This window comes from Micromonospora inaquosa (assembly GCF_003857055.1).
GTDB classification, from domain to species: Bacteria; Actinomycetota; Actinomycetes; order Mycobacteriales; family Micromonosporaceae; genus Micromonospora; species Micromonospora inaquosa.
The window spans coordinates 59,573-82,011 of sequence record NZ_QGSZ01000217.1 but is presented as its reverse complement, the minus strand read 5'-3'; the positions used below and the strand labels follow the sequence as shown (position 1 = coordinate 82,011).

The 22,439-nt window shown below is 69.0% G+C and carries 22 protein-coding genes; 9 read left to right on the top strand and 13 right to left on the bottom strand.

Annotation, left to right across the window (positions count from 1 at the left end; genetic code table 11):
* Positions 1-16 precede the first annotated feature (16 nt).
* From DLJ59_RS17055 to DLJ59_RS17045, 3 genes are all read left to right on the top strand, one after another.
* The gene (locus DLJ59_RS17055) at positions 17-2,197 is read left to right on the top strand and encodes a HelD family protein (protein WP_124773625.1); all 2,181 of its coding nucleotides are present in this window, start codon (positions 17-19) and stop codon (positions 2,195-2,197) included.
* Between the two features lie 153 nt (positions 2,198-2,350).
* The gene (locus DLJ59_RS17050) at positions 2,351-4,138 is read left to right on the top strand and encodes a glycoside hydrolase family 15 protein (RefSeq protein WP_124773624.1); all 1,788 of its coding nucleotides are present in this window, start codon (positions 2,351-2,353) and stop codon (positions 4,136-4,138) included.
* A gap of 155 nt (positions 4,139-4,293) precedes the next feature.
* Positions 4,294-5,073 carry an SDR family oxidoreductase gene (locus DLJ59_RS17045; protein WP_124773623.1) on the top strand — a complete coding sequence of 260 codons (780 nt, stop codon included), beginning with the start codon at positions 4,294-4,296 and terminating at the stop codon, positions 5,071-5,073.
* Positions 5,074-5,134: 61 nt separating this feature from the next.
* Here DLJ59_RS17045 and DLJ59_RS17040 read toward each other — a convergent pair whose 3' ends face one another.
* Positions 5,135-5,734: a TetR/AcrR family transcriptional regulator gene (locus DLJ59_RS17040; protein ID WP_124773622.1), complete on the bottom strand. Its 600-nt coding sequence runs from the start codon at positions 5,732-5,734 to the stop codon at positions 5,135-5,137.
* Between the two features lie 126 nt (positions 5,735-5,860).
* On the opposite strand from DLJ59_RS17040, the gene DLJ59_RS17035 reads away from it, so the two are divergent.
* Positions 5,861-6,253, top strand: coding sequence for an ester cyclase (locus DLJ59_RS17035; RefSeq protein WP_124773621.1), 393 nt, complete (start codon positions 5,861-5,863; stop codon positions 6,251-6,253).
* A gap of 124 nt (positions 6,254-6,377) precedes the next feature.
* Here the strand turns inward: DLJ59_RS17035 and DLJ59_RS17030 are convergent, their stop codons facing one another.
* Both DLJ59_RS17030 and DLJ59_RS17025 read right to left on the bottom strand, forming a co-directional pair.
* Positions 6,378-6,992 carry a lytic polysaccharide monooxygenase auxiliary activity family 9 protein gene (locus DLJ59_RS17030; RefSeq protein ID WP_244236075.1) on the bottom strand — a complete coding sequence of 205 codons (615 nt, stop codon included), beginning with the start codon at positions 6,990-6,992 and terminating at the stop codon, positions 6,378-6,380.
* Between the two features lie 280 nt (positions 6,993-7,272).
* Positions 7,273-7,851, bottom strand: a complete 579-nt coding sequence (locus tag DLJ59_RS17025) for a hypothetical protein (RefSeq protein ID WP_124773619.1) — start codon at positions 7,849-7,851, stop codon at positions 7,273-7,275.
* A gap of 457 nt (positions 7,852-8,308) precedes the next feature.
* Between DLJ59_RS17025 and DLJ59_RS17020 the strand changes: the two genes are divergently transcribed.
* Both DLJ59_RS17020 and DLJ59_RS17015 read left to right on the top strand, forming a co-directional pair.
* Entirely contained in the window at positions 8,309-9,544 is a 1,236-nt protein-coding gene (locus DLJ59_RS17020; RefSeq protein ID WP_124773618.1) for a PQQ-dependent sugar dehydrogenase, read from the top strand.
* Positions 9,545-9,753: 209 nt separating this feature from the next.
* Complete coding sequence (locus DLJ59_RS17015; RefSeq protein ID WP_124773617.1) at positions 9,754-10,038, top strand: hypothetical protein; 285 nt, start codon at positions 9,754-9,756, stop codon at positions 10,036-10,038.
* A gap of 24 nt (positions 10,039-10,062) precedes the next feature.
* On the opposite strand, the gene DLJ59_RS17010 is transcribed toward DLJ59_RS17015, so the two are convergent.
* Entirely contained in the window at positions 10,063-10,773 is a 711-nt protein-coding gene (locus tag DLJ59_RS17010; RefSeq protein ID WP_208648730.1) for an alpha/beta fold hydrolase, read from the bottom strand.
* Between the two features lie 186 nt (positions 10,774-10,959).
* Here DLJ59_RS17010 and DLJ59_RS17005 point away from each other — a divergent pair, with 186 nt between their 5' ends.
* Entirely contained in the window at positions 10,960-11,568 is a 609-nt protein-coding gene (locus tag DLJ59_RS17005; RefSeq protein WP_124773615.1) for a TetR/AcrR family transcriptional regulator, read from the top strand.
* A 30-nt stretch (positions 11,569-11,598) separates the two neighbouring features.
* Here DLJ59_RS17005 and DLJ59_RS17000 read toward each other — a convergent pair whose 3' ends face one another.
* The 8 genes from DLJ59_RS17000 to DLJ59_RS16965 all read right to left on the bottom strand — a co-directional run bounded on the left by DLJ59_RS17000 (position 11,599) and on the right by DLJ59_RS16965 (position 19,300).
* A complete protein-coding gene (locus DLJ59_RS17000) occupies positions 11,599-13,038 on the bottom strand; it encodes a dihydrolipoyl dehydrogenase family protein (protein ID WP_124773614.1) in 1,440 nt (479 codons plus the stop codon).
* Position 13,039: 1 nt separating this feature from the next.
* Positions 13,040-13,597, bottom strand: coding sequence for a hypothetical protein (locus tag DLJ59_RS16995; RefSeq protein ID WP_124773613.1), 558 nt, complete (start codon positions 13,595-13,597; stop codon positions 13,040-13,042).
* 75 nt (positions 13,598-13,672) lie between these two features.
* A complete protein-coding gene (locus DLJ59_RS16990) occupies positions 13,673-13,972 on the bottom strand; it encodes a hypothetical protein (RefSeq protein ID WP_208648729.1) in 300 nt (99 codons plus the stop codon).
* Between the two features lie 212 nt (positions 13,973-14,184).
* The gene (locus DLJ59_RS16985) at positions 14,185-15,552 is read right to left on the bottom strand and encodes a pyridoxal phosphate-dependent decarboxylase family protein (protein WP_124773612.1); all 1,368 of its coding nucleotides are present in this window, start codon (positions 15,550-15,552) and stop codon (positions 14,185-14,187) included.
* A gap of 34 nt (positions 15,553-15,586) precedes the next feature.
* Entirely contained in the window at positions 15,587-16,765 is a 1,179-nt protein-coding gene (locus DLJ59_RS16980; RefSeq protein ID WP_124773611.1) for a GDSL-type esterase/lipase family protein, read from the bottom strand.
* 165 nt (positions 16,766-16,930) lie between these two features.
* Positions 16,931-18,166: a low temperature requirement protein A gene (locus DLJ59_RS16975; protein WP_124773610.1), complete on the bottom strand. Its 1,236-nt coding sequence runs from the start codon at positions 18,164-18,166 to the stop codon at positions 16,931-16,933.
* Between the two features lie 148 nt (positions 18,167-18,314).
* Positions 18,315-18,791 (bottom strand): hypothetical protein, encoded by a 477-nt coding sequence (locus DLJ59_RS16970; protein ID WP_124773609.1) that lies wholly within the window; start codon positions 18,789-18,791, stop codon positions 18,315-18,317.
* Complete coding sequence (locus DLJ59_RS16965) at positions 18,788-19,300, bottom strand: DUF1772 domain-containing protein (protein WP_244236074.1); 513 nt, start codon at positions 19,298-19,300, stop codon at positions 18,788-18,790. Before DLJ59_RS16965 ends, DLJ59_RS16970 begins: the two co-directional genes overlap by 4 nt.
* A gap of 196 nt (positions 19,301-19,496) precedes the next feature.
* On the opposite strand from DLJ59_RS16965, the gene DLJ59_RS16960 reads away from it, so the two are divergent.
* Together DLJ59_RS16960 and DLJ59_RS16955 are read left to right on the top strand one after the other, a co-directional pair.
* Positions 19,497-20,645 carry a sensor histidine kinase gene (locus DLJ59_RS16960; protein WP_124773608.1) on the top strand — a complete coding sequence of 383 codons (1,149 nt, stop codon included), beginning with the start codon at positions 19,497-19,499 and terminating at the stop codon, positions 20,643-20,645.
* The gene (locus tag DLJ59_RS16955) at positions 20,642-21,304 is read left to right on the top strand and encodes a response regulator transcription factor (RefSeq protein WP_124773607.1); all 663 of its coding nucleotides are present in this window, start codon (positions 20,642-20,644) and stop codon (positions 21,302-21,304) included. The genes DLJ59_RS16960 and DLJ59_RS16955 overlap by 4 nt, the downstream gene beginning before the upstream one ends.
* A gap of 68 nt (positions 21,305-21,372) precedes the next feature.
* On the opposite strand, the gene DLJ59_RS16950 is transcribed toward DLJ59_RS16955, so the two are convergent.
* Positions 21,373-22,305 carry a helix-turn-helix domain-containing protein gene (locus DLJ59_RS16950; RefSeq protein ID WP_158630848.1) on the bottom strand — a complete coding sequence of 311 codons (933 nt, stop codon included), beginning with the start codon at positions 22,303-22,305 and terminating at the stop codon, positions 21,373-21,375.
* Between the last annotated feature and the right edge of the window lie 134 nt (positions 22,306-22,439).

Genomic DNA, 22,439 nt, shown 5'->3' with positions numbered 1-22,439 from the left:
ATACAAGGATTTGCTGATGCGCCGGGAGTCTGCTCTGACCAACAGCACTGCTGGCGTCAGCGACGTGACACCGGAGGACCAACTGCCGGCCCCTGTCGCGGAAGGCGTCGCGCGCCGATCCGCGGTCGCCGAGGAACAGGCGTTTCTGGACGTGGCCACCGCCCGACGGGACAGGTTGACCAGCCACCTGGAGGTCGAGCTTTCGGCAGCGGCTCTGGACGCGATGGAACAGGCCCGGCAGCGCATGCTCCGCCAGCAGTACGACGAGCTACGGCGAGCAGAGGAAGGGCTGGTCTTCGGCCGCCTCGACAGCCGTGATGGCACCGTGCGGCACGTGGGCCGGGTCGGTCTCCGCGACGAGGGCGACGGCGGTGAGCCACTGCTGGTGGACTGGCGCGCTCCCGCGGCTCGGCCGTTCTACACCGCGACGGCTGGCGACCCGCAGGGTCAGGCACGGCGTCGGCATATTCGCACCAGGGGATCGACCGTCGTCGGCGTGGACGACGAGCCACTGGACGGGACCATGACGGCGGAACTCGTCGGTGAGGGCGCGCTCCTTGCCGCCCTCGACCAGCGCCGCACCGGTCGCATGTCGACGGCGATCTCCACTCTGCAACGCGAACAGGACGACATCATCCGCGCCGAGGCGACCGGCCCGCTGATCGTTCAGGGCGGTCCCGGCACGGGCAAGACCGTGGTTGCTCTGCACCGCGTCGCGTACCTCCTGTTCACGTACCGGAAGATGGCCGACCAGGCGGTCCTGGTCCTGGGCCCCTCGCCGCGGTTCCTTCAGTACATCGCCCAGGTGCTGCCCGCGCTCGGTGAGACCGCCGTCGTCTCGGCGACCTGTGACACCCTGCTGAGCGGCGTCCAGGTGGGCCGCGACGAGAGCCGCCCTCTCGCCGAAATCAAGGGCCGTGCGCTCTGGCAGGCCACGCTCGAAAGCTACGTCGCGTCGCTACTCCCCCGGCCACGCGAGCTGAAGCTGCGCTGGGATGGCGAGTTCTACGTCATCCCAGCCGCAACGGTGGCGCACGCGCTCGCCTCGGCGATACAGGGACGCCCGTACCACCGGGCCCGCGCGGCGTTCGCCGAGCAGTTGCACCTGCTCCTCGCCGATGTCGTCGCCGAGCAGCGCGAGGCGCTGATGGACGAGATGGAGGAGGGCTTCGAGGACATTCTCGCCGGCGTCGACCGGAGCATGGCGCACGAGCACCACGCCACCGGGACGTCCACCGGCAGCGAGATCGACGGATTGCTCTCCGAGGAGGAGGTCCAGCACCTGCGTTCCCGCATCGCCGAGAACGCCACCATCGCCCGGTTCGTCGAAGCATGGTGGCCCACCCTCGACGCCGAGACCCTGCTGGGTGATCTCCTGACCGACCCCGCCCTGCTGACCCGGTTCGCCCCACAGCTGTCTCCCGAGGAGATCACCGCCGTCTCGGCCGAGCCGGCTGCCTGGGCATCAAGCGACATCGCTCTGCTCGACGCCCTCGCCGAGCTGCTGGGCGAGGTCGACGCCCCGCAACCACAGGGCGAGTTCGTCGCCGACCGTGCCCGCCGGCAGCGCGGCTGGGTGTACGGCCACGTCGTCGTCGACGAGGCGCAGGAACTGTCCGAGATGCAGTGGCAGATGGTTCTGCGGCGTTGCCCCAGCCGCTCCATCACCGCCGTCGGCGACATCGACCAGGCCGAGGCAGCACACCGGCACACCAGTTGGGCGCAAGCGGTGCAGGCCGCTTTCGGGGACCGCTGGACCGCCGCGGAACTCACCATCTGCTATCGGACCCCGCGCGAGGTCATGGACCTGACCGCGCCGGTCTTGAAGAGGGCTGGCAGCCACAACGCCCCGCCACGAGCGGTCCGCTCCTCCGGCATCGTCCCCTGGGAGCTCACGATCACACCCGCCGAGCTTGCCAGTGCCGCCGTCGACGCAGTGCGGCAGTTGCAGAAACGGTGGCACGGCGGCACTGTCGGCGTCATCGCCCCCGCGGACCGCGTCGCCGAACTCCTGGCCGTGCTGAGTGATGTGCCAGTGCTCACCGCAAGCCAGGCCAAGGGGTTGGAATGGGACGCGACCCTCCTCGTCGACCCTCAGGGCATCGCCACTGAACCGCGCGGCTGGAACGGCCTCTACGTCGCGCTCACCCGATGCACCCAGGAACTCGGACAACTGCTGCTCACGCCGCGCCCATGATCCCGGCCGCGTCCCCCGCGCGGATCGCCCGGGCGGTGGCACGTGCACAACTGTTCTACACCCCACGCGACGCCCCCTGACCGCACCCGACGAGGTCCCGGGCCCTGGAACCGCCCGGGGCGTAGGGAGCGCCACGACGGGTACGAGCCGGGCGTGGCTGTGATCAGTGACTACGCACTTCTCGGCGACTGTCAGGGCGCGGCATTGGTCTCCTCGGACGGCTCAGTTGACTGGTGGTGCCCACCCCGGTTCGACGCACCGAGCATCTTCGCGCATCTGCTCGGCCCCAGCGGCGGTTTCTGGTCGATTCGACCGCTCGGTCGTTACACAACCTCCCGCCACTACCTCGACGGGACGATGGTGCTCCAAACGGAGTTCCACACCGAAAGCGGTGTACTGCGGTTGACCGAGGCCCTCAGCCTCGGTGCCGGTGAACGCGGTCACCGCATCGGCTACGCCTCCCCACACGTCCTGTTACGGCAGGTTGAGGTCGTCGCCGGCACGGTGGAGGTGGCGGTCGAGGTCGCGGCCCGGCCGGAGTACGGACTGGTAGGTCCCACGGTCACCAGAAGCCCGTTGGGGATAGAAATATCCGGAGGCGCCGACCGCCTGATCCTGACCACTGACCGTGATCTTGCCATCGACGGTTCACTGGTGACCGGCCGATTCATTCTCGCGGTGGGCGAGAGCGCCATGTTCGCGCTGCACCATCGCCGGGCCGCCGACCCGCTGACCGTGCCGCTCGATGGGCGCGCCGCGCTGCGGGACACCGTCGCCGCCTGGCAGTCCTGGGACGGCATCCACCAGGACTACCAGGGTGCCTACCGGGACGAGGTCCGGCGCAGCGCCCTGGTCCTTCAGTCGTTGACCTACCAGCCCACCGGTGCGGTGGTCGCGGCCGCCACCACCTCGCTGCCGGAGGAGGTGGGCGGCACGGCCAACTGGGACTACCGGTTCGGCTGGCTCCGCGACGGCAGCTTCACCCTCAAGGCGCTGTGGGTCGCCGCCTGTCCCGACGAGGCGCACCGTTTCTTCGACTGGATGGCCGCCTCGATCGGATCGGCGGATGCGGAGGACCACGTGCCGATCATGTTCGGGGCGGGTGGCGAGCGGGACCTGACCGAACACACCCTGGAGCACCTCGACGGCTACCAGGGCAGCAGACCGGTGCGGATCGGCAACGACGCCTGGCAGCAGAAGCAGCTCGACGTTTTCGGCGAGATCCTGGAATGCGCCTGGGTCCTGCGGGACAAACTCGCGGATCTGTCGCCCGCCACCGTGGGTCTGCTGCGGTCATTGGCCGACCGGGCCGCCGACACGTGGCGGGAGCTCGACGCCGGTGTCTGGGAAGGACGCGAGGGCGAGCGGCACTATCTGACGTCGAAGCTGATGTGCTGGGTAGCCCTGGACCGGGCCGTCAAGATGGCGGGCGCCCTGGACGCCGAGGCGCAGGTCCCACGGTGGTCCCAGGCCATGAAGGAAGTCCGAGCGGCAATCCTCAGCGACGGTTGGAGCGCCTCGCGGGGGGCTTTCTCCGGCGCGTTCGGCTCGGACCACCTCGACGCCGGGGTGCTCGTGATGTCGATCGTCGGGTTTCTTCCCGCCGATGACAGCCGGGTCCTCGCCACTGTGGACGCCATCAGACGTGAACTGGAGCAAGACGGCCTCGTGCAGCGCTGGACGGGGTCGGGGTCGGAGGGCGCCTTCATCGTCTGCTCCTATTTGCTGGTCAAGGCGCTGGCCCTGGCCGGGCAGGTCGACGAGGCCAAGCAGATCTTCGAGGAGGTCACCGGCCGGGCAAACGATCTCGGTCTGCTGTCGGAGGAGATCGACCCTAGCGACGGCAGCCTGATCGGCAATTTCCCCCAGGCGCTGTCCCACATCGGTCTCATCAACGCCGCCTGGATCATCGACCAGGTCGAGGCCGGCGCCATGCCGTGAGGCCGTTGTCCCGCGCGAGTTCCGCTGCGGCGATGTCAGCCGCCAGGCATGCGAGCGGTGCATTCGGCAGCGTCAGCACCCGGCGATCCTGTTCGGTTGGCGCGGCGGTCAGCGGGTAAGCCCGCTGAGATGACAGCCACGGAGGGAGCGTGCTGATGACCGGACGACTGGCGGGCAGGACCGCACTGATCACCGGTTCCGACTCGGGCATCGGACAGGCCACCGCGATCGAATTCGGTCGGGAGGGCGCCGACGTGGTGGTGCACTACCTGGACGACCATGCGGGCGCGAACCACACGAAGGCCGAGATCGAGAAGACCGGCCAGCGGGCTGTCGTCGTGCAGGGCGACATCAGCGTCGAGCATCAGGTGGAGGCGATGTTCGACGAGGCTCTTGGGGAGTTCCGCAGGCTGGACATTCTGATGAACGACGCGGGCGTGGACGCCTCCGGCACCCCGGTGGCCGACCTGGACACCGCGACCTGGGACCGGGCCATCCGCACCAACCTCTACGGGATGTTCTTCTGCTGTCGCCGGTTCATCCAGCATCGCCGCGACCAGGGCGGGCACGGGAAGATCATCAACATCACCTCCGTCCATCAGGAGGTGGCCCGTGCCGGCGGCTCCGACTACGACGCCAGCAAGGGCGGCATGCTGGAGCTGGCCAAGAGCATCGCCCTGGAGGTCGCCCCGATGCACATGAACGTCAACAACATCGGGCCCGGCATGGTGCTCACCCCGTTCAACCAGCAGGCGATCGACGACCCGAAATTCCTGGAAGAGCAGGTGCAGTCCATCCCGTGGAAGCGGGCCGCGCAGCCGGAGGAGATCGCCAAGCTCGCCGTCTTCCTGGCCAGCGACGACGCCGACTACGTCACCGGGTCGACGTACTTCATGGACGGTGGGCTGATGCAGAACCAGGGACAGGGCGCGTAGGCAGAGTGATCCACGCGCAGCCCGGGCGGAACGTGGCCGACCAGGTCGCAGTGCGGTTCCGTCAGGTCGGCGGCCAGTTCCGTAGAACGGTGTCGGCGACGCGCTGTAGATCGTCGCAGGCCGCGCCGCCGGACGCCTGCACGGCCAGGCCGTTTGCGATGGTCATGACGTAGAGGGCGAGCCATTCCGGATCCGCGTCGGCGGCCAGGTCCCCCTCCTCGACGGCCCGCTGGAACCGGTCGCGGAGGAGCTGTTGGCCGTGGGCACGCCATTCACGCAGGGTGTCGCGCGCGACCTGGCCAGTCTCACCGACAGCCAGCGCGCCCTGTACGCCGAGGCAGCCAGTGGGCCAGCCGGGCCGGGTGTTCGCCTGGACCGCACCGGTCAGGAACGCCATGGCCACCTCGCGTGCGGTAGGGGCCAGCAGTGCCTGGGCGACGTAGGCGCCGGGGCCTTCCGAGTAGCACTGCAAGGCCTTGCGGAACAACCGCTCCTTATTGCCGAAGGCCGCGTACATGCTCTTGCGGGAGATGCCCATGGCTTCGGTGAGGTCCGCGAGGCTGGCCCCCTCGTATCCCTGGCTCCAGAAGACCACCATCGCCTTCTCGAGTGCCTCCTCGGCGTCGAACGCTCGCGGTCGACCCAGCTGCGCCTTCTCCATTGCACGATCCTACACCTTGTGCACCGGTCGGTGCCGAAGTACAGTAGCTTTCGGCACCGATCGGTGCACAAGGTGAGTGCGGGCTGCGGGGTCCCCCGCAGTCCGTACGGAGGAGGGGCATTCCCCATGACTGACAGCGATCTACGCAGCTGGTACCTGCGCTACGCCGAGGCGCTCAACAACCATGAGCTCGACGGCATGGACGAGTTCATCAACGACGACGTCCTCCTGGACGGCACCCCCGCCAGGCGGGATGACGTCGTCACTGTCCTGAAGGGGATCGTCGACGCCGTTCCCGACATTCACTGGGAGCTCAGCGAGCTGCTGATCGACCGCGACCGCATCGCCGTGCGCGCGATCAACACCGGCACTCCGGTGAAGGAGTGGCTCGGCGTTCCTGCCTCCGGGGCATCGTTCGAGATCGTCGAGTACGCCATCTACACCGTGGGCAACGGCCGATTCGTGAAGATGACGAACCTGCACGACTCGGGCGAGATGGTTCGCCAACTGGCCGCCTGACATCAGGCGGGGCGCCCATTGGGTCGTTGCACCCACAGGCAGGGCAGGCATTACCTGAAGAACAATCCGGCCCAGGGCGCTGACGCCCTGGGCCGGATTGTGTTGCGGTTGTCGGTCGTGCCGATCAGGTGATGTTGATGTCGCTGCACCACATGTAGGTCTGGTCCAGGTGTGACGCCTTCCAGATCACGAACAGGACGTGCTCTCCAGAGCGCCCGGAGGCCGAGACGTTGAACGAGATGTTCTGCGCCGGCGCGTAGCGCCCGGTCGTCGCGATCAGGTCGAGATTGCCCCACCCGACCTGCTGGGTGCTCCGGTTGAACCCCTGCTTGGTGACGTAGACCCGGAAGTAGTCAGCACCGTGGCTGGCCTGGTCGTACAGCTGGACCGTGAAGTTGGGGCTGACATTGGTCGCCTTCCACGCTCCGGGCTGGTTCAGCGAGTTGTTCCTGGAGAGGGCGTTGCTGCACAGCTGGCCGTCCGGGGTACGGGCCTGGTACTGGCCGGCGAGGCCGTCGCGCAGCTGGCTCATCCAGTTCCACATGGTGTCGGGGTTGGCCTGGAACGCCTGCCAGCACATGGGGTCTTGCTGCTGCATGACCGGGTTCATGTGCTGGTTGCCCCAGGTCTTCCAGCACTGATAGGCCCGACTCGCCGGGTTGATGATGGTGCCGTGGGCCTGGGCTGCGCCGATCGAGGGCAGCGTACCGACCACCATGGCGAACAACACGACGAGCACTCGGATGGACTGACGGACGGGTGACGGAGTTCGCCCCCCGGATTGATCGGGCTTGTGTGAACGCACTGTTCATCCTCCGCTCTTCGGTACCAGAGATCACAATGGGAACGCTCCCAAACCAACTGTTACATCTATGAGCTTAAATATCAATACGGATCTATTGATGGTCGAATGTGGATCAAGCCGACCATGCTGACCAGAGCACCTGATCAACGACGGGTCTGCGCACCGAGGTCGGCAGCCGCGCCAGCGCCGCACGGATCGCGACCGACCGGCATGGTCAAAGCCCGGCCGCGGCGTCGTACCGGCGGCGCTGGTCGGCCATTTCCGACTCGGTCAGCGCCTCCTTGAGCGCCACCTCCTCGTACTTGTCCGGGAACATCTCCCGCAGCCGGTCGACAAACCTGACGTCGGCGGTCGCCTCAACCACCTGGATGCCAGGGGGCTCGGTGGACATATCCATGATCACGGGGCCGGCCAGCTTGACCGCCACGTCCCAGGGGCGCTTCTGCTCGGCGACCCCACAGAGGTGAAAGCCGTAGACCGTTCGCACGTCGGCGAGCGCGGTGACGTCGGACGGCTCGTAGCCGTAGACGCGGACCCCACAGATCACTGCGGGCTTTTCCTTGCTGGCGGCCTGCTGGGCACTGTGTCCGGCATGGTTGTGCTGCCCCGGGTCGGCCTGTTCGAGAGTGGTACGCATCCGGGCCATGATCTGCCCGTGCAGATCCGCCGGCTCCGTCTTCTGGTCGGCCCGGTTGACCAGTACGAGCGCGCCGGCCGACACCGCCAGCAGGATCACCGCCACCCATACGAAGCGGTTTCGATACCAACCCGCGAAACTCTCTCGGGAAATCATGACTGCTTCTCACCTCGTCGCCGCTTCTGGTGCGCTGGCAGACCGAATCGGACGCCCCCGGGCGGGTCAGACGTCGAGCGCGTCGGCCGCCGGGGACACGGACCGGGAGATACGCACGGGCGGACGAGGACGCCTGCCCGGCGAGTGCCGGTGGGCATGAAGATGGCCCAGCGATGCGGCGTGCGAGCCGTCTGCCAAAGCGACGCCCCGCCGACACTGCGATGCTCCCGTGCTGGCCGTTCCCAGCGCGGTTGCCCCCGCGCTGCGGCGATTTGAGCCATTCCAACACATCTGGATCCACTCTCGCAACATCGACGTAACTCAACATGGACCGGTCCCGTTACCCACCCGTGCGACAGGCGGCAGGGCGGCAGGGCTTGAGATCGGTGCGAATCGATGTATCGTGGGAACGCTCCCAGATTGCGTCCCCAATCCCACTTGCTTGAGGAGCTGAATCATGTCGCGACGGCGTCGTCGCCCGGCCACCATGCTGGCCGGGCTGCTCATTCTGGCCCTGTGTGCGTTGCTGCTGCCACCGGCGCCGGTAGCCGGCACCGCAGCGGCCGGCCCATCCCGCACCCGCGCGGTGCCACTCACTGAACTGACAGTGGTATCCGAACAGGTCGCCTTCGGCCTGCAGCGTCCGATCGCGATCACCGGGCTGCCAGACGGCCGGATGCTGATCGCGGAGAAGAACGGCACCGTCCGCGCCTATCACCCCGACACCGGCTTGGCCGCCGAGCCGGTGCTCGACCTGACCGCCCGGATCGACACGTCGGACAACGAGCGCGGCCTCCTCGGCATCACTCCGGCGCCGAATTTCGCACGGACCGGGATCCTCTATGTGGCCTACACGAGTCTTCCGGCCGGGGCGTTGACCCTGGCACGAGTGCCCATCAGCGCTCCTGATCGACTGCAGGTGCTGCTCACCCAGGAGCACGCCGAGTACGGCAACCACAACGGTGGACAGGTGGCGTTCGACCGCGACGGCTATCTCTACTGGTCGCTCGGCGACGGCGGTCACGCGAACGACCCGTTCAAGTCCGGTCAGAACCTCGGCACCCTGCTCGGCAAGATCCTGCGGATCGACGTCAACCGCAGCTGCGGCCCAAAGCCCTACTGCGTGCCCTTCGACAACCCGTTCGTCCGCGTGCCGGGCGCGCGGCCGGAGATCTGGGTCTACGGGCTTCGCAACCCGTGGCGGTTCTCCATCGACCCGGTCGACAACTCGCTGTGGATCGGTGACGTCGGCCAGGGCCTGGTCGAGGAGATCAACCACATCCGCCCGCATCAGCGTGGGGCGAACCTCGGCTGGTCCTGCCGCGAGGGCACGCCGGTCTTCGACCAGGAGCAGTGCCGGCCGGGCGTGCGCTACACCGATCCGGTCTTCGAGTACGAGCACTACCTCACGGAGAACTGCTCGGTGACCGGCGGCGTGGTGTACCGAGGGTCCGCCACCCCGGAGGCGCGGGGTACCTACATCGCGAGCGACTACTGCTCGACTCTCGCGTTCGCGGTGCGTCCGAAACCGACGGGCGGCTACGAGTCCGCGACGATCGGCAACTTCCCGATTCAGCCGACCGCGATCGGCACCGACGTGAATGGCGAGCTGTACGTCCTCAGTGACCTTCCCGGATGGCTGAGCCGGGTGCGGTTCGAGCGGGTCCAGCCAGCCCCCACCGGCGGGGCGTGATCCGCAAATCACGTCCTCAGAACGTGAGCACCACGGGCTCGGACGGCGTCGGTCCCAGGCAATCTGACCGGCGCCGTCCAGGGCGCTCCCGTATCAGGGCGTCACGTAACGCCTCATCGACGGCAGAGGGACGCACGCGGCCAGGAGCACGGAGTGCCTCGATTGCGCACCGCTGATTAGATGTACTGATGGATCCTTGGGAAGCAACATTGCTCGTCATCGCCACGATCGGGTCGATCGCGGCTGCGACCGGAGCTTGGTTCCAAGAGAAGCGCAGCTCGGCGGCCCAGCTCGGGGCCCTCCAGCGGAAGCTCGATCTGGTGATGGATCACCTCGGCATCGCCGCGCCGGTGGAATCAGAAGTTGTCCGGCACCTGGAGAGCGGTCGGACGGTTCAGGCTGTTCGCGCCTACCGCAAGCAGACCGGCACGAGCCTGGTCGAGGCGAAGCAGGCGGTGGACCGTATCGCCAGCGGGCTTCAGCCCAACGGGTAGCCCCGGCGAGGCCACTGCGAGCACCTAGCTCATGGTGGCGCGGGCGGCGGTGTCGATGAGGTCTGCGACCGGGTCGGGCTGCGAGACTGCCACGGCGTGGGAAGCGGCGACCTCAACTGTCGTGGACCCCGCCCTCTCGGCGAGGAAGCGCTGCAAGTCTGGCGGAATGCCCTTGTCCTGTGTGGTGATCAGGGTCCACGAGGGGATCGTCTTCCAGGCGACCTTGGTCACAGCCTCCTCCTGGGCGCTCGCCGAGGCAGGGCGCTGCGTTGCGGCCATGATTTCGGCGGTGCCGCGGTCGACGTCGGCGGCGAACACCTCCGGGTACGTGTCCTGCAGGATGTACTGATCCGTCGTCATGCCGCCCCCGTCGGCGGGGATCGGCACCATTTTTATGCTTGAGGCGAGTTGACTGCCGGGGTACTTGCCGAGCAACCCGATCACGCTCTCCCCCACGTCCGGGCTCACGCTCGCGACGTACACCAGCGCCTTGACGTTGGAGGCGCCATCCGCGGCCTCCGTCATGACCAGCCCGCCGTAGGAATGGGCGGCCATCACGACCGGTCCGGGCAGGCTGTCCAAAAGAGCCCGAACGTAAGCGGCGTCCTTTTGCACACCGCGCAGCGGGTTGGCAACGGCAATGACCGGATAGCCTCGACGCTTGAGATTGGCAATCACCCCGTTCCAACTCGACGAGCCGGCGAATGCCCCGTGGACCAGCACGACTGTCGGCATCCCTGCCCCTTGGGCAGACCTGTCAGGAGCAGAACTCATCTGGGACTCCTTTCGAGATGCCTCGCCGCAGCAGACCCGGCGGTTGTCGCATCCAGAATCCCGCATTATCGAGCCACTGTGGCTGAGATAGAGAAACTGAGCGGTCACGCCAGCTCGACCGAACGTTCTGTTCGCTAAGATGGTTTGATGACGCGCGACGAACCCGACGCCCGGCCCTCCGAGGCACGACTCCGGCTTCTCCGCACGGCGACCAGGATCTTCTACACGGAGGGCATTCACTCCGTCGGCGTCGACCGGATCATCGCCGAGGCCAAGGTGACCAGGGCCACTTTCTACCGACACTTCCCCAGCAAGGACGACCTCATCCTGGCCTACCTGCGTGAAGTGCATCAGATGGACCACGCAATGGTGGAAGAGGCCCTCGCCGCAAACCAATCGCCGGTCGATCCCCTCCTGGCCATCGCCGGTTCCATCGCGCGGAACATCCAGTCCCCCGGGTTCCGTGGGTGCGCGTTCCTGAACGCCGCAGCCGAATACCCCGACACGAACCATCCCGTGCACCAGGAACTCACGGCCCACCGGCAATGGTTCCTGGACACCATCACCATGCTCATGACGCAGGTCCACGAAGAAACGGCGGATCCGGCGGCGCGTCACTTCATCATGCTCCGGGACGGCGCCATGGCGGCCGGATGCCTCTCCGACCCGACGCTGGTGTCCGAGACCTTCCTGCGCGGCGTCGAAGGGCTCCTCAGGATCAACTCGGAGCGTCAGTCGGCAGAGTCGACACGTTAGCCGCAGAGCGCGCAGGCCGACCGGCTCGGGTCAGCGGCCGTACGCCTCCAGCAGCCGCAGCCAGACCTCGCTCACTGTCGGATACGCGGGCACGGCGTGCCACAGCCGCTCCAGTGGGACCTCGCCGACGACGGCGATCGTCGCGGCGTGGATCAGTTCCGCGACGTCCGGTCCGACCAGGGTGAAGCCGACGATCACCCGCCGGTCCTCGTCCACGACCATCCGGGCGTGCCCCTGGTAGCCCTCCGCGTGCAGCGCTGACCCGGCGACGGCCGCCAGGTCGTAGTCGACGACCCGGACCCGCAGCCCGGCGGCCTCGGCGGCGGCTGCGGTCAGCCCCACCGAGGCGACCTCCGGGTCGGTGAAGACGACCTGCGGCACGGCGCGCGCGTCGGCGGTGGCGACGTGCCGACCCCACGGGCGGTCGTCCACCGCTTCGCCCCTGGCCCGCGCCACGATGACGTCGCCCACGGCGCGAGCCTGGTACTTGCCCTGGTGGGTCAGCAGCACACGCCGGTTGACGTCCCCGGCCGCGTACAGCCATCCGTCGCCGATCAACGCCCCGGCACCGTCGACCACCCGCAGGGTGTCGTCGACCGTGAGCCAGGCGCCCGGGTTCAGGCCGATCCGGTCGAGGCCGACGTCGTGCGTGTTCGGCGTACGGCCGATCGCGACGAGGACTTCATCGGCGTGGACCTGGTCGCCGTCGGTGAGCGTGATGTGCACAGTGCCGTCGCCGTCGCGGCTCACCGACGTGGCCTCGGCACCGAGACGGACCGACACGCCAGCTTCCCGCAGGGACCGCGTGACCCACTCGCCGACGAACGGCTCCGCCGGCGTGAGCACACCGTCCCGGGCGAGCACCGTCACCGTCGATCCGAGGCCCGCGTACGCGGTCGCCATCTCCGTGGCCACCACGCCACCGCCGATGATGGCCAGCCGGCCGGGCACCGCGCTCGTGGCGGCTGCCTCCCGGCTGGTCCACGGCGCCGCCTCGCGCAGACCGGCGGTGTCCGGCAGCAGAGCGCTACTTCCGGTCGCGATGACGACCGCGTGTCGGGCGGTGAGCGAGGTCGGTGCGCCGTCCGCGCCGGTCACCTCGACGCTCCGGTCGGAGCTGATCCGTCCCTGGCCCCGGTACAGCACGATCCCCGCCGAGTTCAGCCAGGAGACCTGCCCGTCGTCCTTCCAGTGCGAGGCGAAGGAGTCTCGGCGGCGCAGCACGGCCGCCGCGTCCAACTCGCCGGTCACCGCCTCGCGCGCTCCGGGCAGCTGGCGGGCGGCCCGGAGCGCGCTCTGGCTGCGCAGCAATGCCTTGGTCGGCATGCAGGCCCAGTACGAGCACTCACCACCTACCAGTTCCCGCTCGACGATCGCGGCGGTCAGGCCGCCGTGCACGACGCGGTCGGCGACGTTCTCCCCCACCGGCCCCGCGCCGATGACAATGACGTCGTAGGTGGCGCTCTGCACGTCAGTTTCCCTTCGCGGTGCGGCCGAGGCGGATGGCCGCGATGAGGAAGAAGATGGCACCGGGGATTGCGTAGCCGATCGCGTTGGTCAGTGCCGGGTTGTCCGCGGCGGCAGCCGCGATGAACGATCCACCGGCGAGTACGGAGAGACCACCGCTGATGATCATCGGCCACTGGCCACCCATCTTGCGGCGGGTGACGCCCACGATCAGCTGCACCAGCCCGGCCACCACCGCCCAGGCACCCCAGACACGCAGGACCGCCGGGACGCCGGACGCACCGGCGATGCCCAGGCCCACCGCGGCGAGCAGGCTGATCGCGACGTTGACGTACAGCAGGGTGGGCGATCCGGTAGCCCGCGACGCGCGGACGTCGACGATGGCGGCGGCCACGTCGAACAGCGGGTAGAGCACGAGCAGCGCGGCGGTGAGGGGGTTGAGGTGCTTCGCGAGTGGGAACGTCACGGCAGCCCAGACGATTGCGAATGCGAAGCGGCCGAAGTACAACCGCCGCAGGGCGGCGGCCGTCGTCGAGATGCCGGGAACGGCAACGGTGGTCATGGTCATCCTCTCGGTGTTTCCAAGGCGAACGGACGCCCAGCGGGGTGCGGGCCACCGCCGGGACGGGCGGCGGTGCTATTCGACGTCTGAGAACAGCCCGGTGATCTCCACCTGAGCGCCCTGGAGCCCACCGAAGACGGTGCCGGCAGCGGGTGTCGCGACCGCGGCGGAGGCGTCCTCGTAGCTGGCGAAGTAGAGGTCGAGCGTCCGGTAGGCGGGGGTGGGCGTGCCGTCCTCCTTCGGCCACACCTTGGCCGACTCGACCCGCTGAAGCTTCGGGAACGTCTCCGCGGCCCGGCGTACGTCGGCGTAGACCTTCTCGAACTCGTCGGGGTTGGCGGGATTGCCGATGATCAGGGTGATCTTGGTGGGCATGGCGCTCTCCTTCAGTCACGGCCGCACAACCAGCCGACCCAGGCAGAACGAACGTTCTGTCTGCGGCAACCGTACCGAGCCGGGATCCCGCCGTCAAGACCGATCGTTCTATCCGCTTGAACGAGGGCGTGGGGAGCGCGGTGGCACTCGCCACTACGCGTGCACGAAGCGCCGGTTCGACATCAACGCACGGTGCGTGCCCTGCCGGTCGGTTACCCGGCGAGGCGGGTGATCGCGGCGATCGACCGGTCCACGTCCGCTTCGGTCGTCGCGGCATTGGACACGGAGATCCGCATCAGCCGCCGTCCTCGCCACGTTGTTCCGCCCATCCAGCAGGTGCCGTCAGCCTGGACCGCGGCCACCACCCGGTCGGTGCGCGCATCGTCGCCGAACCCGACCAGCACCTGGTTGAGGACCACCTCGTTCGCGACCTCGAAGCCGGCCCTGGCCAGGCCGGTGGCGAATCGACGGGCCAGTTCGCAGCAGCGCTCGACCAGTGCGGCGACACCGAGGCTGCCCAGTTCCCGCAGTCCCGCCCAGACGGCGAACCCCCGAGCCCGTCGTGAGGACTCCGCGGTCAGGTCCGCTCCTGCTGGCAACCCGCCGGAACCGACCAGGTACGCGGCGCTGTAGGACATCGCAGCCGCGTGCACATCGGGCCGGGCGCAGAACGCGAACGCCGAGTCGTACGGAAGGTTGAGCCACTTGTGACCGTCGCAGGCCCACGAATCGGCCAACTCCAGCCCGTCCACCAGGTGCCGGGTGGCGGGGCTGGCCGCCGCCCACAGCCCGAATGCCCCGTCGACGTGCACCCAGCCACCGTGCCGGCGGACCAGTTCGCAGGCCTCGCGGAGTCGGTCGCAGGCCCCGGTGTTCACGTTGCCGGCCTGTAGACACACGATGGTCGGACCAGACGAGCCGGCGCGCAGCACCGCCCGCAGCGATTCGAGGTCGATGGCACCGTTCGGCTCGGCGGACACCGGGTGCACCGCGTCGGTCCCGAGGCCGAGCAGCCGCAGCGACCGGTCGATGGTGCCGTGCCGCTCCTGACCGGCGATCACCCGGATCGGTGGCGCCCCGAGCAGCCCGCGCCGTTCCACGTCCCAACCCGCATCGGCCAGCACCTGGTGCCGGGCGGCGGCGAGCCCGGCGGTGTTGGCCGCCTGGGCACCGGTGACGAAACCGACCGAGGCCGATGCGGGGATACCCAGCAACTCCTTCAACCAGTCACCCGCGGCGGCTTCGGCCGCGACAGCGGCTGGCGATGTCACGGCGTTGGTCGCCAGCTGGTCCCAGCCAGCTGCCAGGATGTCCGCCGCGGTCGCCGCCGGCAACGCGCCACCGACCACGAACCCGAAGTACCGCGGGCCGGCGCTGGCCACCAACCCCGGCTCGGCCGCCGCGATCAGATCGGCGAGCACCCGCTCCGGCGGGCACGCCGCGGAGGGCAGTGGGCCGGAGAAGGCATCGGTCAGCGCCACCTGGTCGACGGGAACTCCGACCTGACGCTCCGACAGCGACGTTCGATAGTCAGCGGCATGCTCGGCGGCTGAGCGGAACAGGTGCCCGAGGTCTCCCATCGAGCCAACCTATTCGAGCCGATCCGCCAAACGCTTAGCCGGTCTTCGTGGCGAAGGGGCCGCCGTCACCGAATGCGAGCCGCCCGAAGTTCTCGGCGATGCGGCGATGTCCGGCGGGGTCGGGGTGGACCTCGTCGGGTAGCGGGAGTTCGGCGTAGTCGGCCTCGCCGTACAGGTCGCGTCCGTCGAGGTAGTGCAGGTTCGGGTCGTCGGCCGAGCGCTGTTGGACGATCCGGGCGAGTTCGTCACGGATGACGTTGAGGGTCAGCCGTCCGGCGCTGCGTTCGGCCGGATCTCCCGTGGCCTTGAATCGCAGGCTCCCCCCGTCAAGGTCCGGCGCGAGCGGGCCGGGCGTGTCTTCCTGGACCGGGCACAGGATGGCGGAGACGACCAGCAGTGGTGTGGTCGGGTGGCCCTCGCGGACAGTGTCGAGGAAACCGTGGACCGCGGGGGTGAAGGCGCGTAGACGCATCACATCACCGTTGACGATGTTGATGCCGATCTTGACGCTGATCAGGTCCGCCGGTATGTCCCGCATCGCGCGGGCGGTGAACGGGTCGAGCAGCGCGCTGCCACCGAACCCCAGGTTGACCAACTCCACGCCGCCCGCAGCCGCGGCCAGAGCCGGCCAGATGGCGCTGGGATGGCCGGCGTTCGAGCCGTGGCTGATGGAACTGCCGTGGTGCAGCCACGTCCTGCGTCCGTTGGCCGGAGTCGGCTCGACGGGCGCGTCGGTGCGCAGCGCGATCAACTCGGTGATCTCCGTGTGCGGGAGCCAGATCTCGACGTCTTTCTCACCAGCGGGCAGATCGGCGAAGCGGGCGGTGCCGGCCGGCCCTTCGGCGAGCACGGACGTCTGGCTGAACATGTCGGTGACGGTCCGGACGTTGCCTCCGGCCACCGAGGCCTGCGCGGTCAGGCGGCCGTCGATCAGCAGGTCGTAGACGCCCTCCGGTGGGGGCGGAAAGCCTTGGTAGACCCGCTTGGTGGGCAGCGTGTCCAGTTCGATCGTGGTGGCCTGGGTGCGGAACGCCAGTCGCACCCCGGAGGGCTGGGCCTCGGCCATGGCCAGTTGGTCGTCGGGGATCTGCCGGCGCGCACGGGCGGTCAGCCGATGCGGCAGCAGACCGCGCGTTGTCGTCTCCAGGTCGACGAAGCCGCGGAGCAGGTCTGGAGTGATCGGGGTGGTCCAGTGATGGTGCTCGGTGGTCACTGCCTCAAGCCTCTCCAGGGATGTCGGTGGTCATCGGCGCGCCGCGCCGCTGCCCAGCAGCCGGACCCTGGCCGCCACCTAACACTATCAGGCTGCAACCTAATACAATTAGGCGACCGTTGACCGGTCACGGGCGCTGCCGGGTTGGCTGCGGCGGCCCGCGCGTCACGCCTCGGAGTCGCCGCCGTCGGAGGTCCGCCCACCGATCGGTGAAGCGGGGCCCTCCGTCGGCCGTCCCCACTTCCAGAACGCGTCGAGCAGCGCGACCAGGGCCAGCGCTCCGGCCACCACGCTCAGCCCGGCCATCGGCGCCCAGTGGGCCAACGCCGGCGTGAACAGCAGCAGGGCGGCCAGGCCGATCAGGTGGGAACGGGAAACCCGACCAAAGATCTCGTACTCCAGCCGCACACGGGCGACGAGGAAGAGCATCGGACCGCCGACCACGAACAGAAGCCAACTGGGCCGCGGCTGTCCGAACGGCTGATCGATCACCAACTCGTAGCCGACCGCCGTGCTGAGGACGCTGAGCACGATCAACAGGTGCGTCCGTTCCGACGCCGCGCCCAGCCGAGCGGGCATGGCCACCCGTCCCAACGCGTCGTTCAGCAGCAGACCTGTGCAGTAGAAGTAGATTCGCCAGAGCAGCGCGCTGGTCGCGAAGGCGACCGCGAAGGCGGCGGCCCGACCCACGGAATAGTCCGCGCCGCTGAAGACCACACCGATGACCAGAATCGACTCACCGAGTGCGATGAGAAACATCTGCTGATAACGGTCGGCAAGATGTCTCCCCGCGATCCGCCAACGGCCCACGTTCGAGGCCCCGAGCCACGGCAGCGGCCAACCCAGGGCCCACGCCACGTAGTCGACGGCGATCGCGGCGACCCACAGCGGCAGGCGGAGGTCATCCGGACCCAACGCGCCGGCCAACCACAGCGGCGCGCTCGCCAAAGCCCACACGGCAAGCCGGATCGGCACCATCCGTCGCGGATGACCATGCAGCGCGGCGGCCACCACCAACGGCCGCACCACCATCACCATCAGGTACGCGGCCGTGAACGGCAGCGCTCGCTCCTCCAGCGCACGCGGCAGCGTCACCGCCATGATCAGACCGGCGAACATGGTGCCGACCACGACGGCCTGAATGACCGGCTGCTCCGGTTCGTAACGGCTGGTGATCCACGCGGTGTGCGACCAGATCAACCAGAGCGCCAGAAAGAGCAGCAGCGTACGCCCGAAACCCAGGACAAGGGTCCAGCCGGTGTCATCGCCGAGACCAGCGAATCGCTGCGAGACCCGGGTGAGGGCCACAACGAACGCCAGATCGAAGAACAGTTCCAGGAACGTCGCACGGCCCGAACTCGTCGGAGGACGCAGCAGCCTGGCACCTCGCCCCGCCGCCATCGCCGCCTCCATCCGCCCCTTGTCGCACCAACGAACCGCAGCGGAAGGAGTTGCGTCAGGAGGGCCAGCGGCATGACCGACCGCACCGCGCCACCCCGGCCCGCCCGGACGGACCCCGCAACCACCTACACCTCCCTCGCCGGTGCGACTACGGCCCGCGCCGCGCCTTCTCGACCTGCCGCTCGGTGGCGCGCCGCGGCCCGATGACGACGCGACTCAGCACCACCGCCACCGCCCCGGTCACCACCCCGGTGAGCACCCCGGTAACGAGACTGGAGAACACCGCCGCCAGCCGAAGGATCGCTTCCTGCACCCGAGGATCGAAGTCCCCGAGCCTCGGCCCGGTCGCACCGAACGCCTCGTCCCACAGAATCTGGTGACCGACCGCGAGAAGCACACCGTGGATCGCCCCGATTGCCAGAACGGTCAGGAACGGGCGCGGCGGACGCCGCCACAGCACGGCGACCACCCAACAGATCAGCGGTACGACCGCGAGCAACACGGCGGCGGGCTGCCCTTCCTCCACGACGTGCAGGTCGTGCAGGACCACCCGCGGCGCGGCCAACCCGGCGAGCGCGACCAGGGCCGGCCACGAGAAGCCGAGAGTACGACGTCCCGCGCTCATCGCTCGCCCCGTACCGGCGCGGTTTCCCGGGCGAAGCGCAGGAGGGCGGTGAACGCCAACGCGGATGTCACCGCGCCGCCGACGAGGCGTACCCAGTGGCCGGCGACGAACTCCTCGGCGACCTGGCGCAGGTACTCCGGGGAGTGCGTGCCGACCGGGTCGACGAACATGATCTCGTTGCGCGGCCAGAAGAACACGACCGAGAACAGGAACTCGCAGGCGATGAAGACCGCCGCGGCGGCGGCGACGTACCACCGCAGTCGCCGATTGCGCCACGTGAGGGCGGTCGCGGCGAGGCTTGTCAGCACGACCGAGGCGCCCAACGGCGGGAAGTAGTCGCTCGGGCCACCGGCGACCAGGAACTCACGGGCCCGGTCCAGCGAGGCGGGTGCGTCCCCGAAGATGTTCGGGTAGAGCATCACGGTCTCGGCCGCGACCCCACCAAAGGACATCATCGCCGCCCAGACGAGCACGATGAGCACGATCCACGTCAGCTTGATACGGGACACAGCGGCACTTCTCCCCCGAGTTTCGGACCCCTGCGGGCACGATCTGTTATGTCGCCATCGACGCTAGGTCGCCGGACCGGGACCGTCTGCCGCGCGGCCGCGCGAGCTGGCATCGCTTCTCGACGTACCTGCCGGGGCGCGGGTGTTGCCTGCGGACGGCAGCGGCGCGGACCCACACCGACTTAGGCTCACGAACGTGCAGGCCACCTCACCCACCCGTACCGAGGCGCTGCTCGCTGTGGCCGTCCTGAGCCTGGTCACGGCGGCGGTCGTGACCGAAGACGCGTCGACCTCCCAGGTGGCGTTGGCCGGCGGATTCGGGGTCGGATTGGCCGTACTTCTGCTGGTGGCCCGGCGTTGGACGGTCCCGGCGCTGCTGGCGACTGCAGCCGGCATCCTCGGCTACTACGCGCTGGAGCTGCCGCCGGTCGGTGTTGCCGCCCCGGCCGCCGCCATCCTCTACGTGGCGGCCCTGCGGGGCCGGGTGGTCCCGGCCGTCGCCGTCGGCGGGAGTCTGCTGGCCGTTTCGGTGGTCGCCCGGCTCATCGAGGGAGACGACATCTCCGTCGTGATCGGTGCTGGTCTCGGCTCCGAGGCGGCCCTGATGCTCGCCGTCATCGCTCTCGGTGACGCCGTCCGCAACCGGCGTTCGCTGCGGCTCGCGTTGGCCCGGCAGGCCGCCTCGGCGGCCGAGGAACGCCGCCGGGAGGCCGCCCAGCAGGTCGAGGCCGAGCGGCTGCGCATCGCCCGGGAGGTGCACGACACGCTCGGACACACGATGTCGGTGGTCACCCTGCAGGCGGCCGTGGCGCGGGAGGCCCTCGCCGATGCCGAGCCCGGGCAGGCCGAGGCCGCCCTGGCCGCGATCCACGCGGTGAGCGGCAGCGCCATGGCCGAGCTGCGTGCCACATTGGGCACGCTGCGTCGGGACCCCGGACCGCGCGAGCCGGCCCCCGGTTTCAGCCAGCTGCGTACGCTCGTTGAGGGCGTCCGCCGCGGCGGGCTGCCGGTCGAGCTGCACCTCGACGGCCCGGTCGACGCCCTGCCCGCGGTGGTCGGCAGCACCGTTTACCGGATCGTGCAGGAGGCACTGACCAATGTGCTGCGCCACGCCCACGCCACCCGCGCCACGGTGACGATCCGGGCGACCCCGGCCCGGATGTCGGTGGAGGTCGTCGACGACGGCCGGGGATCCGGCGGCGGCACCGCGGTCGAGACGGGTCAGGGACTGCGCGGTATGTCGGAGCGGGTTGCGCTGCTCGGCGGAACCCTCGAGGCCGGCGAGACCGCCGGCGGCGGCTTCCGGGTCTCGGTCCACCTACCGCTGGCCGGGGTCGTGGTATGAGCGAGGTACGCGTCGTCCTCGTCGATGACCAGCACCTGGTGCGCACCGGCCTTCGCGCGTTGCTGGAACGCGCCTCGGGCGTCACCGTGGTCGGTGAGGCCGGCGACGGCCGCACCGGCGTGGCAGTCGTTCGCGAGCAGCGACCCGACGTCGTCCTGATGGATGTCCGAATGCCCGGCGGCGACGGTATCGAGGCGACCCGCCGCATCCTCGCCGACCCGACGCTGGCCGACGTCCGGGTGGTCATGCTGACCACCTTTGACGACGACGAGTACCTCTTCGAGGCCATCCGCGCCGGCGCGGCCGGCTTCCTCCTCAAGGACACCCCACCCGACGCCCTGCGAGACGCCGTCCGCGTGGTGGCCGGCGGGGACGCGCTGCTGTCACCGGCGGTGACCCGGCGGGTCATCGCCGCGGCGGCCCGCTCCCCCGTCGCGGACCCGGCCCGGCTGACCGGGCTCACCGGGCGGGAACGCGACGTCCTGGCACAGGTGGGCACCGGTCGGTCGAATGTGGAGATCGGAGCGGCCCTGCACCTCAGCCCGGACACCGCCCGCACGTACGTGAGTCGCCTGCTGCACAAGCTGAACGCCCGTGACCGCGCCCAACTCGTGGTCATCGCGTATGAGAGCGGGCTGGTCCGCCCCGGCGACCGCTGACCCTTTGAGGCCACCGTGACAGGGGCCTGGCGTCGGGCATTCGCTGAGCCGCGCGCGCACCGCTGCGGTCACTGCCGGCTCAGGTCGGGGTAGCGCCAGTTCAGCCTGTACTGGGCGCGTAGCCGTGGCCGGGGCACCTCCCACTCGTACTCGACCAGCCCGTCGCACTCTCGGGGAGACGGAGTGACAGTGGCAGCCACGTCGGTGGTGAAGGACGTCTCGCTGCCCCAGACCACAGGACGGCTGGAGGACGGAAAAGTAAGCCGGATGTTCAGCCGACGCGTGGGCAGGCGGATGTCCCGCTGGAGCCAGTCACCAAACTTCCACTCTGGCACCCGGTAGGCGTAGTGGATCCACGTGCGCTGGCCCGGATAGAGCGGGTAGGGCACCTCTTCGGTGCCGAACATCAGCGCGATCTTCATAAAGGCGTTTCGGGTACGGGTGACCTTCCACCTCATCGGCTCAGGCTGGTCGGCGCCGATCGAGGCCCGGAAGTCGACTTCGTCGACGCTGAGCGGATGGCGAGCGTGAAAGGCCATGGAGCGTTCCGGGTCTTCGGGAAAACGGTCGATGTCGATCTGCACCGTGTGCCGGGTGATCGGCTCGGTGCCCACACTGTGCAGGTGACGCTGGATCCGGCATTCGTACCAGCCATCGGCGAGTGAGAGGGCGGCCAACTCCTCCTCGATCACCAGGTGCGGGCCACTCGGTGGCGGGATCGCGGTGGGAGCGGGAGCCAGGCGCAGACCACGCTGGAGCTTGGTGCCGGCGAAGGCCACGTATCGCTGCCAGACCCGGTTTCCGGTCTCAAGCACCGCCTCTACGCGGCGGGCGAACTCCTCAGTGGGCTGATGTCGCCCGCTCTCGATGTGACTGACATACGAAGGGTCGAAACCGATCCGGCCAGCGAGCGTCTTTTTGGACATGGCCCGGTGGTGCCGCCAGTACGCGAGTTCCCGGACGAACGCCGCAGCCGCCTCACCTTGAGCGGAGGCGCCCATCCCCCATCCCTCCATTGATCTCAAGTCTGGCCTACGCGATGCGTCCACGCCAGCGCCTCGGACCTGGGTCGGGACCCGCCACACCGGTCGCGACCCGGGTCGTCTTCCGCAGACGGGCGTTCGACTGCTACACA